This is a genomic window from Dactylosporangium sp. NPDC049525 (assembly GCF_040676755.1).
Lineage (GTDB): Bacteria > Actinomycetota > Actinomycetes > Mycobacteriales > Micromonosporaceae > Dactylosporangium.
Window position 1 is genome coordinate 286287 of the sequence record NZ_JBFAPO010000001.1, and the last position, 15768, is coordinate 302054.

The following is a 15768-nucleotide window of genomic DNA, read 5'->3' on the forward strand; positions in this document are numbered from 1 at the left end:
AGCCGAAAGATCCCCGGTGCCGAACCCTGGGCATCCTTCGGCTTGTCATGTGAGATCACCGCTCTCAGCTGGCGCCCGGCACCACCGACCGACCGAGAGCGCCGTTCCTTAGCCGCCGGCGTCAGCTGCCGCGCCCGTGTCGCGGACCGGTCCAGCACGGGCGCTCGCCCGGCCGGCCGGCATGCCGTCGTTCAGGTGGACCTCGACCGTCACGCGTACGTCGAGGCCGTCCACCGAGCAGCTGACCAGCCTCGCGTCGTTGGCCGACACGACCCGCCCGGCCACCGCACACGCCGCCGGCGGACCGTCGACCGCCCACACCGCCCCGGCGAGCGCACCCGCATCGGCCGCGTTCTGCGCCCGGTGCCGCGCGACGCGCACACCGCCCAGACCGATCCCGGCGACGAGCGCCACCACGAACACGATCCCGATCGCGACCATCAGCAGCGAGATCGACCCACGCTCCCGCTCCACCGACCTGCCGACGGCACCCCTGCCGCTCACGGCGCCTCGCACGGCCCCACGCCCTGCGGCCCCGCGCACGGCCGCCCCTCGCCACACGGCCCCGTGCACGGCTCCGCGCCATGCGGCCTCTCGCCATGCGAGCTCTCGCAGGGCTTTGCCCTCGACGCCCGCTCTCACGAGGTCTCGCTCTCGGGCTCGACCAGCGCAACCGCCTCTTCCCGCAAGGTGATCGACGGCAGCGGGCCGAGGCTGACCCGCTGCCGCACTGTCACCCGCACGAGCTCGCCGTCGCGCTGGACCGAGATCGTGACGCCCGCCGGCATGGCACCGCGGCCGATGGACTCCGGCTCGCCGCGGGCCGCCGCCCTTGCCGCCAGACCTGCCGCGTCGGCGAGGCGCACCTTGGCCGCTAAGGCGCTCCACCCGGCGAGGAAGATCAGCAGCAGGACGACGACTCCAGGAAGTGCCACGGCGAACTCGACCGTCGCCGACCCGCGGTCGTCGGCGCGGCCGGTGCGGGAACTCCATCTCCGCCGGCGCCACGGACCCCCACGGCGAACGCCACGATCCCGGTCGCTTCTCATCCCAGTGCCCCGCCGACCAGCCGGAACATCGCGTTGTACGTCGCATCCGACATGACGACCTTCAGCAGTACGGCGGCAAGTGCCACGCCGACGCCGATGACCAGGACGTATTCGATGCTGTGCGACCCGCGGTCTGCCCTGCGGAAGGCACGGAGACGGGCCCGGAGGTTGTGCACTGGTGCTCCTTCACGATGACGCTCGACCACATCGATCGATGCGGCGAAACACGGTTCACAGGACCTTCAACACGTCGCGGATGATCGCGGCGACCACCGGCACGACGCCGATCAGCACGAACGCGGGCAGGAAACACGCCCCCAGCGGCAGCACCACCAGCACGCCGACCCGGCGCGCCGAAGCCTCGCCGGCCGCCGCCTTCGCGACCCGCAGGTCGGCGGCCTGCCGCTCCAGGGCCACGGTCAACGCCGTGCCCCGATCGGCGCTGCGGGCGGCGACCCGGGAGAGCCGCCGCCCGCCGGGCAGGTCGGCCAGGTGCGCCCAGGCATCCCGCGGCGACGCACCAAGCCGCAGTGCCCGTCCGACGAGCGTCAACCTGGTCCCGACCGGCCCGCCGACGGCCTCCCCGACCACGATCGCCGCGCGGTCGGGTGGCGCACCGGTCCTCAATGCGGCGGCGAGCAGATCCGTGGCGAACGGCAGGTCGCTCCGGGCCATCACTCGCTCCTGGCGCGTCCGCGGCGACTCGACCCGCCGCAGCGCACGCTCCACCGCGATCGCCGTGACGAGCCCGACCACGGTGCCCGCGATCCCGCCCAGCAGCAGTCCGACGGCGAGGCCGGAGCCTGCCGCGTACAGCCATCGGCGCCTGCGGCTCATCAGCGCACCTCCGAGACGACGGAGCGGACCATCCGCCCGGTCCACAGCAGCCCTGCGCACTGCAGCGCGACAGCGGTGATCGCGCAGGCCGCGCCGAGTGGGGTGTGCAGCAGCTGCCCGACGGGGTCGACGCCGATGCCGGCACCGAGCCACAATCCGGCCGCGGGCAACCCGACCAGCAGGGTCGTCGTGGTCTGCGCACCGGAGGTCTGCGCGGCGAGGTTGAGCCGGAGGGCGTGCCCGGCCCGCAGGTCCGCCTCGACCTGGTCGAGGAGATCGGCCAGCGGTGTGCCGAGCGCCTCGCTGACCCGGTGCGCCGCTTCGAGCCTGGCCAGCGCCACGGCGACAGCCGCGTCCTCGCGCCGCCGTCGCCCGGCGCGCACGGGCCGTGCCCGGGCTGCCGAACCGATCCGACGGCCGTCCTCAGCACCGTCGCCAACCGCCCGACCACGACCCGCCGCCTCACCACGGCCCGCCGCCCGGCCACGACCCGACGACCGTTCGCCGACCGCCGCCCGACCCCGATCCGCCACCCGGCGGCCGGCCACCGTGCGGCCGTTGACCGCACCGCCGACAGCACCGCTAACAGCACCGCCGCCGACAGCACCGTTGACCGCGGCGCCGTTGACCGCGCGGCCACTCGCCGTCCGATGGGCGCCTTCATCCGCTGCCTCCCAGATCCGGCGGACGGTCGCCCCGAGACCGCCCTGGCCGAGGCGACCGCCGGACGGATGGGGCGGAGCGGGAGCGGTGTACAACTCCACGTCGGCGCCGCCTGGATACGGTGCGGCGGTCGCATACGGCACCACACCCGCCCGCAGGTCACCGACCGCGTCTTCGATCGCGTCGAGCAGCTCCGCGACCGCCCTGTCGGCGGCCCGGCGCAGCAGGTGGTGGCGCACGCCGACCAGCGCGACCGCCACATACGCCGCGGCCAGCGTGGCGGCGACCGGACCGCCGGCCAGCATCCCCGCCCCGCCCGCGACCGCCGAGCCGGCCGTGACTGCCACGCCGGGCCGGTCGACGAGCACGACCGAGAGCCGGTCCGTCGTCGGCCACCGGCGCCGGGCGGCGGTCGTCCTGCGGTGCCGGGAGAGCCGGTCGAGCCGGGTCCGGGCTCCACGCCGACGAACCAACAGCAGTCCGAAGCCGACAGTCGTCGCCCCGCCCACGGCGAGGGCCAGGTCGATGGCGTTCATTGCCAGCCCTTCCCCGGCATGAACCGCCACGGACCCGACGGCCGGGGCGGCGTGATCCCCCGGTCGGCGATCAGCATTTCCAGCTGGTCGGCCGCCTGCGCCCGACCGCTGCCGCGCCGCCACGCGGTGAGCACGACAGTGGTCCGTTGCTCCGGATGCGCGTCCAGGACGCAGATCTCGCTCAGGACCCGAGTGCCGTCCGGGCCGCGCTGCAGGTGCACGACGATGCGGAGCGCAGCATGCGCGAGGGCGTGCAGCGCCGCCCTCGGGACGCCGCCCAGCAGTCCGAGCGCCTCCAACCTGGCCGGCACGTCGGCCGGCGAGTTGGCGTGCAGCGTGGCGGCACCGCCCTCGTGGCCTGTGTTGAGTGCGCCGAGCAGGTCGACGATTTCGGCGCCGCGACACTCGCCGACGACCAGCCGGTCGGGGCGCATCCGCAACGCCTGGCGGACCAGGTCCCGCAGCGTGATCTCGCCGGCACCCTCCACGTTGGACATCCGCGACTGCATCGAGACCACGTGCGGGTGCGCGAGCCGCAGTTCGGCGGCGTCCTCGACCACGACGAGCCGCTCGGCGGGCGGTGCCAGGGACAGCAGCGCCGCCAACACGGTCGTCTTGCCGGTGCCCGTGCCGCCGGTCACCAGGAACGGAATCCGTGCCGCGATGATCGACGCCAGCAGACGGGCCGCAGCAGGCTCGAGCGTGCCGCGCGTGATGAGCTCGTCGATGGTGAACGTCTGCCGGCGGAACGTCCGCAGCGACAGATATGGCCCTTCACGCCCGATCGGTGGCAGCACGGCGTGCAGCCGGGTGCCGTCGGGCAGCTGCGCGTCGACGAACGGCGACGCGTCGTCCAGCCGCCGCCCAGCGCTGGCCGCGAGCCGCTGGGCGAGCCGGCGCACCTCGGCCGCGTCGCCGAACCGGCCCGTGACCCGCCGCAGCCCCGAGCCGCGGTCGACCCACACCTCGACACCGTTGACCAGCACGTCGGTGACGGAGGGGTCGGCGAGCAGTGGGGCGAGCCCGCCGGCGCCGATCATCTCGCCGATGAGCCGGTCGGCGACCTGCCGCTGGGTACTTTCCCCGAGCAGGGCCGCGCCCGGCTCCGCGCGCACCGCCGCCAGCACCGCCCCTGGCGTCGGCTCGACGCTGTCGACCGTCATCCGCAGCCGGACCCGTTCGACGAATTCGTCCATCGGCACACTGACGGTCCCGGCCCCGGCCGCCGCCGTGACCCGCCCCTCCAGCACGAGCGCGTTCATGCCGCCACCCCGTCGGCAAGGCCGAGGTCGCCGATGATCCGGCGGCACAACTGGGCGAGCGGGCCGCGGCCGTTGCCGGCCGGTGGGGTGCCCTGCTCGAGGCGCCGTGGTAGGTCGGGCTCGGCGCGCAGCGTCCCGGCGACCGGCAGGCCCAGCGACCGCGCGATCTGCCTGGTGCGCAGCCGGCCCGGCGCGGGGCCGCGCACCACCAGCCGCAGCTCGTCGGTGTGCGGCGTGACGGTTGCCGCGACCCGTGCGGCCGCGATGCAGGCGCGCAGCTCGGCCGGCACCACGAGGAGCACCCGGTCGGCGGCGCGCAGGGCGAGGACCGCCGCGTCGTCCAGCGATCGGGGCAGGTCGGTGACGACGAGGTCGCGTCCGCGGCTGCCCGCGTCGAGTGCGGCGGCCATCGCGTCCTGTGACAGCCCGCCGGGCTGGCCACGGTCGCAGGACAGCACGGCGACGTCGCCGCGGCTCGGCAGGGCGGAGACGAGCGCGGGCGGGTCGACGGCGCCGCTCGTGGCGGCCAGCGCCGGCCAGCGCAGGCCGGCGACGTCCTCCCAGCCGAGGATCAGGTCGGCGCCGCCACCCAAGGGGTCCGCGTCGACGAGGAGCGAGCGCAGGCCGACATTGCCCGCAGTGATCGCCAGACCGGCGGCCAGGACGCTCGCGCCGGCTCCGCCGCGCCCGCCGAGGACGGCCAGGATCCTGCCGCGGGCGGCGACCGTGACCGTGTGCCGCTGGGCCACCGTCGCAAGGCGGTCCGTGAGCCATTCGGCGCCGTCGGGGAAACGGACGATCTGCTCGGCGCCGACCGCGTCGGCGAGTGCCGTCACGCGGTCCATCCGCTGGTCGCGGGTGAGCAGCACGACCCCTTGCCGGCGGGGCAGCCGGGCCCGGGCGCAGGCCTGCGCCGCGGCGTCGCCGATCAGGACGATCGGCGCGTCGGGATATCGGGCCCGGGCAGGTTCTGGGCCCGCCTCGACGTCGACGTCGAGCGGGATCCCTGCGGCGAGGTTGAGCACGTCGTCAAGCAGGTCGAGGTCGTCGGTGACGAGCAGCGGTCGATGTCGGGCCACGGCGTGCTCCACGGTGTAGACGGGCTGGTGGACTGCGCACACCATGGCTCCGACACCGCCGCCGCGGCTGGACCGTCAACCCGTTTCTGTGGATAACCCGCCGCTTGTGGATAACCCCCGCGCCCACAGTCGATCTGCTATGCCAGTCCGGACAAATCAGGCGCAATACGGCGTCCGGCTTGCTGGTCGTACCAGCGAAAATTCGAGCAGCCAGAGTTAGCCATGCCAAAACGGTCGAACAGGCAAAATTCGTGAACGCTCAACAAAGCATCCGGCGTCAATGCTCTATAACCCGACCATTAGTCGGAGCCAGCATGCAAAAGGCCATGTGGCTGATGAGATACAAAGGGGACGACCCCCGCCGGGGGGTGACGGGGGTCGCCGGGGGTTCGGCTCCGGGGGGGTCGAGCCGAACCCACTCAGCGGCTACGGGGGGTGCAACCGCTGAGGGTCAAATAACGGGTCGCTGTCGCTTGGACGTGAAACCTCGTCGCAAACATAAGCATGCCTGAGTGGACTGCCATACGTCGAGTAGCACTGGCCCGCAACACGCCCAGAACGCCAATCAATATTTCACGCTGTGGTAATCATCCGTGATCAAGCCTACGCCCAGCGTGACCCGAAGACGGGTTGGCAAGTCCGCCCCCCACACCATGTCCGGCAACGCTACACTTGCCCGCCGTGGGGCGTAGCGCCGCGTTTTTCGACCTGGACAAGACGGTGATCGCCAAGTCAAGCGCCTTGGCATTCGGTCGACCGTTCTATCGGGATGGCCTGATCAGCCGCCGCGACGTGATCAAAGGCGCCTACGCGCAGCTGCTCTTCCGCGTCGGCGGAGGCTCCGACGAGCAGACCATGTCCAAGACGCGAGACTACCTCGCGGCCCTGGTCAAGGGCTGGCGCGCCGAGCAGGTCCGGCAGATCGTGCGGGAGACGCTCGAGGAGCTGATCAGTCCGTACATCTACGCGGAGGCCGTGCTGCTGATCGAGGAGCACCGTGCCGCCGGCCGCGACGTGGTCCTGGTCTCGACCTCCGGCGACGAGATGGTGCGCCCGATCGGCGAGCAACTGGGCGTCACCGACATCATCGCGACCCGCATGGTCATCGGCGACGACGGCTGCTACACCGGCGATGTCGACTTCTACGCGGCCGGGCCCAACAAGGTCGTCGCGGTCAAGGAACTCGCCGCCGAGCGCGACTATGACCTCGCCACGTGTTACGCCTATTCCGACTCCGTGACCGACGCGGGACTGCTCGGCCTCGTCGGGCATCCGACGGCAGTCAATCCCGACCGCGGACTGCGCAAGATCGCCATCGAGCGCGCCTGGCCGATGCTCGCGTTCCGCCACCCGATCCCCCTCGGCCGTCGCCTGCGGGAGCGCCCGGCGGTGCCGGTGACCGCCGCCGCGATCGGTGTCGGTGTCGGGTTGGCGATCGCGTTCGCCCTGTACAGCAAGCATCGCCGGACCAAGGCCGCCCTCACCGCGGCATGATCCCAGCAGCACCATCCGTCACATTCTCCGGCGAGGGGCTTCCGCTCATGGAGGTCACGGCGTAGAACAGAAGAGCGGGATCTGACACGGATCTCGTGCACGGCCACCGGGCACCCACGAGCGATCAGCCGCGGTAGGCGCGTTGCGGCGGCTCCGCAAGGACCGCTGACAACGGACTCAAAAGTGCACGCATGGTAACCCGGTAGGACGTGTGTGACGGCGCCTCTCGATGAGGCGCCGTTCACTGTGCGTAGGCGGCGCTCTCGCAGATGTCGACCAGTTCCTCCGCCGCACGCTCGGCCGCGCTCGCGTAGTGCCGCAGCCACGACCGCAGCCCGTCCGGTGTGCCGGTCGCGAAGGCGTTGGCCGCGCCGACATACTCCGGCTCGCGACTGCGGTGACCGACATCCATGGCCAGCAGACCGCGCGGGTCCAGCCCACCGCCGATCAGGGTCAGCCGCGCCGCCGCACGCGCCACCACTCCGTTCGGCCCCTCAAAAGCCTTCAAAGCCAAAAGCTCCCCATGTACGACTGCCGCCTGCACCAGCACAGGAACCCTCGTGCCGCCCGTGACAAGCGCCGACAGCGCGTCCAGTCGAGTCGCGGACTCCGCCTTGACGGGGCGGCCCAGCCACGCCTCCGGCACGACGTCGCGGGCGATCAGGGTGTGGAGCCGGGCGAGCGCTTGGCGGGGCGCCTTGGACCAGGTGCCGGTCAGGCCGTCCAGGGCCGCGGTCGCCCGCAGCGCACCGTGGACGACAGGGTCGGTCACGACCCCGGCCCGCACCCCTTCGAGGTCGAACCCATGCGTGTCCAGCGCCGCGCTGGCAACGGACGAACGCAACGCCACCTCGGCGGCGACTGGCCCGCCCGAACGGCGCAGGGCCCGGTGTCGCATGGCCGCGTCGACGGCCACACGCGCGGCGTCGAAGGCGGGCCGGACGTCGGCGAGTTCAAGCAGTGGAGCGAGTGGGTCAACCTGCACGGGCAAACGGTATCGTGCCTCTACTGGTAACAATACTTACAGAAGAGCCCGGCGCTCCACAGGCGCCACTCAGCGCAGAAGACTCGCAAACTGTCACACCCCCCAACTAGCCTGCTTGCGAGAGCTGGACCACATCGAGGAGCCATCACCGATGAGCGAAACCTTGGAAAACCTTCTCAACGAGACCCGGCAGTTCCCGCCGCCTGCCGAGTTCGCCGCCGCCGCCAACGTGACGGAGGGTGCCTATGCCGAGGCCAGGCAGGACCGGCTCGCGTTCTGGGAGCGGCAGGCCCGCCGGCTGAGCTGGGCCAAGGACTGGGACCAGGTGCTTGACTGGACCAACCCGCCGTTTGCGAAGTGGTTCGTGGGCGGCCAGCTCAACGTGGCCTACAACTGCCTCGACCGGCACATCGAGGCCGGCCGTGGCGACAAGGTCGCCATCCACTGGGAGGGCGAGCCCGGCGACACCCGCACCATCACCTATGCCGACCTGCACCGCTCGGTGTGCCAGGCCGCCAACGCGCTGACCGACCTGGGCGTCACCGCCGGCGACCGGGTCGCGATCTACCTGCCGATGATCCCCGAGGCAGCCGTCGCGATGCTCGCCTGCGCGCGCATCGGCGCGACCCACAGCGTGGTCTTCGGTGGCTTCTCCGCCGACGCGCTCAGCGGTCGCGTCGACGACGCCAGCGCCAAGGTCGTCATCACCGCCGACGGCGGCTTCCGCCGGGGCAAGCCCAGTGGCCTCAAGACGATCGTCGACGAGGCCGCGGCCAAGTCACCCAGCATCGAGAAGGTGCTCGTGGTGCGCCGCACCGGCCAGGACGTCGACTGGGACGACAGCCGCGACCTGTGGTGGCACGAGGTCGTGGAGACCGCCTCGGCCGAGCACACGGCGCAGCCGTTCGACGCCGAGCACCCGCTGTTCATTCTGTACACGTCCGGGACCACCGCGAAGCCCAAGGGCATCCTGCACACCACCGGCGGATACCTGACCCAGGCGAGCTACACGCACCACGCCGTGTTCGACCTGAAGCCCGACAGCGACGTGTATTGGTGCACCGCCGACATCGGCTGGGTCACCGGCCACAGCTACATCGTCTACGGGCCGCTGTCCAACGGCGCCACCCAGGTCATGTATGAGGGCACGCCCGACACCCCGCACCGCGGCCGCTTCTGGGAGCTCGTCCAGAAGTACAAGATCACCATTCTGTACACGGCCCCGACCGCGATCCGCACCTTCATGAAGTGGGGCGACGACATCCCCGCCGGCTTCGACCTCTCGTCGCTGCGCCTGCTGGGCTCCGTCGGCGAGCCGATCAACCCCGAAGCCTGGATGTGGTATCGCGAACACATCGGCGGCGATCGCTGTCCCGTCGTCGACACCTGGTGGCAGACCGAGACCGGCGCAATCATGATCTCCCCGCTGCCGGGCGTCACCGCCACGAAGCCGGGCAGCGCCATGCGCCCTCTGCCCGGCATCTCCGCCGACGTCGTCGACGACCAGGCCCAGTCCGTCCCCGACGGCGGCGGTGGCTACCTGGTCCTGCGCGAGCCGTGGCCGTCGATGCTGCGCACCATTTGGGGCGACGACGAGCGCTTCAAGGAGACGTACTGGTCCCGCTTCCAGGACATGTATTTCGCCGGCGACGGCGCCAAGAAGGACGCCGACGGCGACCTGTGGCTCCTGGGCCGCGTCGATGACGTCATGCTCGTCTCGGGCCACAACATCTCCACCACCGAGGTCGAGTCCGCGCTCGTCAGCCACCCGAAGGTCGCCGAGGCCGCCGTCGTCGGCGCCACCGACCCGACCACGGGGCAGGCGATCGTCGCCTTCACCATTCCCCGCGGCGGCGTCGAGACCGAAGGCGAGGCCGGCGAGGCCCTCATCCAGGAGCTTCGCAACCACGTCTCCAAGACCCTCGGGCCGATCGCCAAGCCCCGCCAGATCATGCTCGTCCCGGAGCTTCCGAAGACCCGCTCGGGCAAGATCATGCGTCGCCTTCTGCGCGATGTCGCCGAGAACCGCAGCCTCGGCGACGTCACAACCCTGCAGGACTCGACCGTCATGGACCTGATCTCCTCCGGCCTGCAGTCCGGCAAGTCCGAGGACTGACGGCGCTGCACTCGCGGTCCCGGGCCGGCGGCCTTCCCGTCGGCCCGGGGACCGAGCCTCTTTCACCAGCCACCAGCCACCTGACCGCCGCCTTCGACTGCGACCGCCGCACTCGGCTGCGGTCGCCGCCTACGACTGGACCGACGCATTCGACTGTGGCCGCTGTGTTGACATGTCGCTGCCAGCACGACGAGCCGCGGCATCGCGCCATGCCTGGTCGCGCGGAGCGCGGCGCAGCATAGGACTATCGACGGCGCCGGGCTTTTCGACAGCACCGGCCTGTCATGGGCGTCCGCCCTGTCAGCGCGCCCACGCTAGCCTTCGCCCACACAGGCCCTTCGCCCGCGCAGGTTCTTCGCCCACGCAGGCCCTTCGCTGCCCGTGCTGGCTTCGTCGCCCGCGCTTGCCCTGGGGTCCGCCCGTAACTGGGCCTCCTGGGTGCTGCACCGGCTTCCTGGGACGCCTCGCCTGCGTTGGCCCTGGGCACCGTAGTGGCTACTGGGACATCGTGTGTGCGCTGGCGCCACGTGCTGCGGCACTCGCGTCGGCCTGCCGTCTGCGCACCCATTTGGACGCCCGCATCGAACAACCCGAAGGATCCGCGGGGTCAGGGAGGGTGTTCCGAGATGGAGCAGCACGGCGCCGCATCGGTCCGACTCGGGACAGACAACGGTCTCGCGCGGACTCCGGCGTGCAGTCCAGTCCGCACGCCGGGACGGCTGCGGTCACCGGCGAAGCCATCCCGCACTTCGATCAAGACGTCCCGGGATGTCGGCAGGGAACCGAATGCACGAAGCGGACGAAACAGGCCGCCTGCCGGGACGGTCTGCCCGCAGACGCCAACACTCGGCGCATGACGTGGGCAGGCCGAGGAGACAAGGTCGGTCTGGCGGTCGAAAGACGAGGAAAGGGGCGGCCCCCGGGACCGGGGCCGCCCCTACGCACGCGTAGGTGGAGCTACGCGTAAATCTTCAGCGGTGTGTAGGTCTGGCGGGGGAAGATCTGCCCGACCTCGGCGTCCGTCAGGCCGAACCGGCCCTGGGCCACCGATCCAAACACGCTGAACATGTTGTTCATCTCGGGCAGGTCCCCGTTGACGAGGGTGCCGGTGCCGTTCCAGGTGCCGATGAGCTTGCCGGCGAGCTTCTTGCCAGACAGGACGATGACGCCGCCGCCCTTGCCGTGGTCGGTGCCGCCGCCGTTCTCCGCGACGCGCCGGCCGAACTCGGTGGAGACCATGACAGTGACGTTGCCGGCCAGGTCGCCCAGGTCGTCGAAGAAGGCGGCCATGCCGGCTGCCAGTTCGCCGAAGTGGGTGGCCACGTAGCCGCCGCGGGTGCCCTGGTTCTCGTGGGTGTCCCAGCCGCCCATGCCGATCGTGGCGATGCGGACGTTGGCGCCGCCCTTGATGAGCTGGGCGAGTTCCTTGAAGGCGTTGCCCACGCCGGCGTACTTGACGCCTTCGGTGGGGGTGTAGCCCTTCTGCGCCAGCGTGGAGGCCAGGGTCAGCGCGTCGATGCCGGCCTTCACCGGGGCCTCGATCGGGTGGTTGGTGCCGGTGAAGAGCTTCTGGATCGCCTCGACGGTCGGCGCCTTGTATTTGCCGTCGCCGTTGACGTTCAGAGAGGCGACGTTGTTGAGCGCGAGCGCGCCGCCGCCACCGACGAGGGAGCGGGGCAGGGTCGAGCCGATGCCGATGGCGCGGAAGGCGGTGCCGGGTCCGAGCTTGTCGGCCAGGTTGGTGAGCCAGCCCATGCCGCCGGTCTCGGCGGGGAGGCCGCCGAGCTGGCAGATGTCGGTCGCGGCGAAGTGGCTGCGGTCGAGGCGCCGGTCGCTGACGGCCGGGATGAAGGCCAGCTGGCCCGCGTCCAGGTACTTCTTCAGCGGCGTGAACGACTGGTTGAGGCCGAAGCCGCGCTCGAGGGGGATCGAGCCGTTCTCCGGCAGCGTGAAGCTGGGCCGGACCCGGTTCAGGACCGCGTCGTTCATGGGGGCGAACAGCGACAGTCCGTCGGCACCGCCGTACAGGAACACGTGGATGAGCGTGCCCGTCGGGGTGGCCGCGAACGAGGCCTGCGTGGTCAGGAACTGGCTGGTGGCGAGCGCGGTCGTGGTGGCCGCCGCGCCGACGAAGAACCGCCGGCGGGTGACGCCCTTGCCCTCGTCCTGCTCGTCCTCCTGGCGGGCGAGCTCGAGGTACTGGTCGCGGGTCGCCTTCTGCTCCTCCTGGACCGCCACGGCTTCGGCGCGCAGCGCGGCCTCGAAGGGGTTCGGGCCGAGCTTGAGCAGGTCGGGGCATTCAGGGTGAAGTGAGCGCACTGTCTTCTCCATAGGTATGCCTCGACTTACCGGAGGTGGTGGTGGGGAGTGGCGAAGATGGCCCGGACCACCGATGCGATGGCGCCGTTGAACGTGGCGTCGACCGGCGTGCTCGCCGTCATCGTGGGGCTGACGATGTGGAGGATCGCCAGGCGGCGGTCGTTGTCGAGCGTGACGTTGATCAGCTTCTTGGTCAGCGCGTCGAGGTAGGCGCCCGCGGTCGCCGGGGGGCTGGCGATGATCGCTTCGGGCTTCTGCCAGGTGAACTGGCGCCGGCCGCCGGTGATCGCGGTGTACGCGTCGTTCCACTGGTTGACCATGGTGCCGGCGGAGGTCCACGCCACGTACACGTCGGCGTAGCCGTTGGGGGTCGGCAGCTCCATCGGGGCGTGGCCGTACTCCTCCAGCTTGCGCTTGATGTCGCCGAGGCCCTGGACCATCGGGCTGAGGTTCGTGTTGTTCGACGTGAAGCCGGCCGGAGCGTCGGCGCCGATCTCCAGCGCACGGTACGTGGCGGTCAGGTACTCGCCGGGGCGGCGGACCTTCTGGCCGACGGACGCCCAGAACTCGGTGCGGCTCAGCATCGTCATGAGCACGGCCGGGATGTTGCTCTTCTTGTCGAGGTACGTCTTGGCCATCGCGTCGACCAGCGTCTTCGGCGGCACGTCGGAGACGAACCGGGTCGCGAGGTTCTGCGCCATGTACCGCGCGGTGTTCGGGTGCAGCGCCAGGTAGCGGTAGTACGCCTCCTGGACGGCCTCGCCACCCTCGGCGGTCGGGTTCGCGTGCGAGAAGCCCATGATCTTGACCGGGCCGACGTAGTGCTGCTCCGGGCGGTACACGTACTGGTTGTCCCGGACGCTGCGGCCGGTCTGCAGCATGGCCGCCTGGCGGACGTCGGCCTCGGTGTAGCCGTTGAAGGCGCCGACCGTGTAGAGCTCGAGGTTCTCGCGGGCGAGGTTCTCGTTGATCTGGTCTTTCGTCGACTCGTCCTGGTCGAGGTACTTCAGCAGCGCTGCGTGCCGGTTGCCGGCCACGAACATGTCCACGTAGTTGCCGAGGGCGTGCTTGCGGATGACGTCCCGCTCGAACGACGCCCGGGTCAGCTCGTTGCCCTCGTGGAAGGCCGCGACGTGGAAGTAGTCGCCGAAGAAGTCGACCATCATCTCGAAGAGCTGACGGTCGGAGAAGAGCTGCTTGGCGATCGCGTACCGGACGTTCTGCTCGTCCGCCTGGATGCCCTTCTTGTCCAGGTCCTCGCGCTGCGCCTTGAGCTGCTCGTAGGACATGGACCAGGTGACCAGCTCGGCGTCGGCCTTCTGCTCGCCCCGGGTCAGCGGGATCGTCTCGGGCTTGAGCTGCTTGGCGATCCAGCCGTTGATGCCGAGCTTGTTGATGTCGGCGATCGTCTTGCTGTTGGGCCCGAAGGTGAGGCGGCCGGCGAGGTGCCGGACCGGGTCCTTGGTCGGCAGCACGGTCTTGGCGGTGACCTTGGCGTTCTTGGCCGCGTCGGCGGGCGTGCCGAACGAGTTGCCCGTCGTCGGCGTGTTCTTGCGGATGCCGAGGCCGGCCTGGCCGTTCATCAGGCTCTGGTTCTGGTCGACGTACGCGGGGGCGGCGGTGTCGACGGGCACCTCGGCGCCGGTGTTGGCCGGGTCGGTGCCTTCACCGAAGAACTGGGTGACGGCGTAGGCGCCACCACCGATGAGGGCGGCCGCGCCACCGCCGATGGCGATCATCGCCGTACGGCGGCGCCAGTTCGACGGCTCCTCGTCATCGAAGTCCTCGTCCTCGATGTCGGGCAGGCCGGCACCGCGGCTGCGGGCGGCGGTGCTCGGGTCGTAGAAGTGAGGGCCGGAGCCGCCACGGTCGGCGGGAATGGCGCCCTGCCGGTCATAGCCGCGGGGGGCCTGCGCGCGCCGACCGCTGCCGGTCTGGTCCTCGTAGCCGGACTCGTAGTACGAGTCGGCGTACGGGTCGTAGTTGCCGTCGGGGCCCTGTCCCGGGCGCCGTCTCGGCACGTCTCGCTCGTTCATCTACAAATCCCGATTCCGACGATGTGGGGGCTCACGTGCGTCGATCCGGAAGTTAGTGGGTGCCAAGAGCAGGGACAAGCCGCGTATGAAGCGCTCTGACCAGGACTTAAGGAGCCTTGCCACGACCCGGCGTGAAGGTCAACCCAGCCGTGCTGGACTTAACCGCGCTGAGCTGCGGAAACGACCACTTCGAAGGGTCCGTCGCACGGCCGTGGAAGCGTGATCAGCACAGACACATTTAAGGTGGTCCTGCACCGCCGCCGCCGAGGCGAGATCAGGCGAAAAGTCCGGTAAGCCGGACCTCGTGATACGTATCTGCCTGGCACGGCGGACCGGCGGCGATGGACATCCGGCGCTCGTCGAGGTCGAGCACGACGGCGTACAGCGACTCCGAGCGGTCCTCTTCGGTCAGCGCGTCGGCGTCGTGCCGGCAGATGGCCTGCGGGTAGCCGCCGTGGTCGGCGAGCACGCCCTGGATGTCCTTCTCCGCGATCGGGAGCGAGCCGAGCAGGCGGCGCGCCCGGGCGCTGCGGAAGAGCGACGAACTGCCGATGTCACGCAGGGTGTCGTGCACTGTCGGCAGCGCCTCGAAGTGGTTGGCGTGTGTGATGACACCGTCGATCGGGTTCAGCACGCCCACGTCACTGGGAGCGACCTCCAAATCGATGATCTCGCCCGGCACGCCGACCGAATCCGGTACCCCTGCGGAAAACGACTGGCCGAGCAACAGGTTGATGCTCGCGCTGCGGGGTGTGGAGCACGCGACTCGAAGTGCGGAGCCGAGCACGCGCTGCTCGAGCACGGCCCGGAGCAGGACGTGATACGGCACACCGCCCGGCCGGCCGTCCCGGTCGCTGGTGAGCATGTTGACGCAGACGCCCAGGCCGGCATCGTTGAACCCGGCCTTGGCCAGCATTCCGGCCTCGGTCAGCGTGAGGACCGTCGATCCGCGCTCGTCCCGGGTCGCCAGCAGCAGCGTGTACGGCCGCTGCGCCGGGTGCCAGTCCCAGTTCTGCGCCAGGACGGTGTGACCCGATGCCGTCCGCGAGTCCAGGACGCCGATCGAGGTGCACTCGGTGGCGCGGTTGCCGTAGAGCAGCTCGGTCCGCGCGTTGAGCGCGTAGATCTCCTCGACCGGCACGCCGGAGCCCTCCGCGACGCCATCGAGCAGCTGCGCCACGCGCGGGGCGTGCTGCCGGGAGGCCGCGCGGAACAGGCTCCCCGCGCGCCGGACCGCCGGCCGGTCCAGTCCCGTCGCCGCGAACCGGTCCAGGTAGTTCGCGGTGTTCGCGGCAATCATGGCTCGAGCAGCGGCACCGTAAGCGACGCCACACTCACTCGGTGTACCCTCGACTTTGATCAGCGGCAACGGCAGGTCCATGCGCTGAACGC

At 70.8% G+C, this 15768-nt stretch carries 13 protein-coding genes; 2 read left to right on the plus strand and 11 right to left on the minus strand.

The annotated features are described in order from the left end of the window. Positions 1 to 108 precede the first annotated feature (108 nt). From AB0K00_RS01230 to ssd, 7 genes are all read right to left on the minus strand, one after another. Positions 109 to 504, minus strand: coding sequence for an Rv3654c family TadE-like protein (locus tag AB0K00_RS01230; protein ID WP_363513374.1), 396 nt, complete (start codon positions 502 to 504; stop codon positions 109 to 111). 134 nt (positions 505 to 638) lie between these two features. Then, positions 639 to 935 carry a TadE family type IV pilus minor pilin gene (locus tag AB0K00_RS01235; protein ID WP_363513377.1) on the minus strand — a complete coding sequence of 99 codons (297 nt, stop codon included), beginning with the start codon at positions 933 to 935 and terminating at the stop codon, positions 639 to 641. A 110-nt stretch (positions 936 to 1045) separates the two neighbouring features. Next, complete coding sequence (locus tag AB0K00_RS01240) at positions 1046 to 1225, minus strand: DUF4244 domain-containing protein (protein ID WP_363513380.1); 180 nt, start codon at positions 1223 to 1225, stop codon at positions 1046 to 1048. A 55-nt stretch (positions 1226 to 1280) separates the two neighbouring features. Continuing rightward, complete coding sequence (locus AB0K00_RS01245; RefSeq protein WP_363513383.1) at positions 1281 to 1886, minus strand: type II secretion system F family protein; 606 nt, start codon at positions 1884 to 1886, stop codon at positions 1281 to 1283. Continuing rightward, positions 1886 to 3085, minus strand: coding sequence for a hypothetical protein (locus tag AB0K00_RS01250; protein WP_363513386.1), 1200 nt, complete (start codon positions 3083 to 3085; stop codon positions 1886 to 1888). Before AB0K00_RS01250 ends, AB0K00_RS01245 begins: the two co-directional genes overlap by 1 nt. After that, on the minus strand, positions 3082 to 4281 hold the full coding sequence (locus AB0K00_RS01255) for a TadA family conjugal transfer-associated ATPase (protein WP_363514972.1): 1200 nt from the start codon (positions 4279 to 4281) through the stop codon (positions 3082 to 3084). The genes AB0K00_RS01250 and AB0K00_RS01255 overlap by 4 nt, the downstream gene beginning before the upstream one ends. 62 nt (positions 4282 to 4343) lie before the next feature. After that, the gene (gene ssd / locus AB0K00_RS01260; protein ID WP_363513389.1) at positions 4344 to 5471 is read right to left on the minus strand and encodes a septum site-determining protein Ssd; all 1128 of its coding nucleotides are present in this window, start codon (positions 5469 to 5471) and stop codon (positions 4344 to 4346) included. 627 nt (positions 5472 to 6098) lie between these two features. On the opposite strand from ssd, the gene AB0K00_RS01265 reads away from it, so the two are divergent. After that, positions 6099 to 6920 (plus strand): HAD-IB family hydrolase, encoded by an 822-nt coding sequence (locus tag AB0K00_RS01265; RefSeq protein ID WP_363513392.1) that lies wholly within the window; start codon positions 6099 to 6101, stop codon positions 6918 to 6920. Between the two features lie 241 nt (positions 6921 to 7161). Here the strand turns inward: AB0K00_RS01265 and AB0K00_RS01270 are convergent, their stop codons facing one another. Next, complete coding sequence (locus AB0K00_RS01270; protein ID WP_363513395.1) at positions 7162 to 7905, minus strand: oxidoreductase; 744 nt, start codon at positions 7903 to 7905, stop codon at positions 7162 to 7164. Between the two features lie 151 nt (positions 7906 to 8056). Between AB0K00_RS01270 and acs the strand changes: the two genes are divergently transcribed. After that, positions 8057 to 10021, plus strand: a complete 1965-nt coding sequence (gene acs, locus AB0K00_RS01275; protein ID WP_363513398.1) for an acetate--CoA ligase — start codon at positions 8057 to 8059, stop codon at positions 10019 to 10021. Between the two features lie 957 nt (positions 10022 to 10978). Here acs and AB0K00_RS01280 read toward each other — a convergent pair. From AB0K00_RS01280 to AB0K00_RS01290, 3 genes are all read right to left on the minus strand, one after another. Next, the gene (locus AB0K00_RS01280; protein WP_363513401.1) at positions 10979 to 12340 is read right to left on the minus strand and encodes a DUF1501 domain-containing protein; all 1362 of its coding nucleotides are present in this window, start codon (positions 12338 to 12340) and stop codon (positions 10979 to 10981) included. Between the two features lie 26 nt (positions 12341 to 12366). Beyond that, complete coding sequence (locus tag AB0K00_RS01285) at positions 12367 to 14361, minus strand: DUF1800 domain-containing protein (protein WP_363513404.1); 1995 nt, start codon at positions 14359 to 14361, stop codon at positions 12367 to 12369. Between the two features lie 289 nt (positions 14362 to 14650). Continuing rightward, the gene (locus AB0K00_RS01290) at positions 14651 to 15757 is read right to left on the minus strand and encodes a C45 family peptidase (protein ID WP_363513407.1); all 1107 of its coding nucleotides are present in this window, start codon (positions 15755 to 15757) and stop codon (positions 14651 to 14653) included. Between the last annotated feature and the right edge of the window lie 11 nt (positions 15758 to 15768).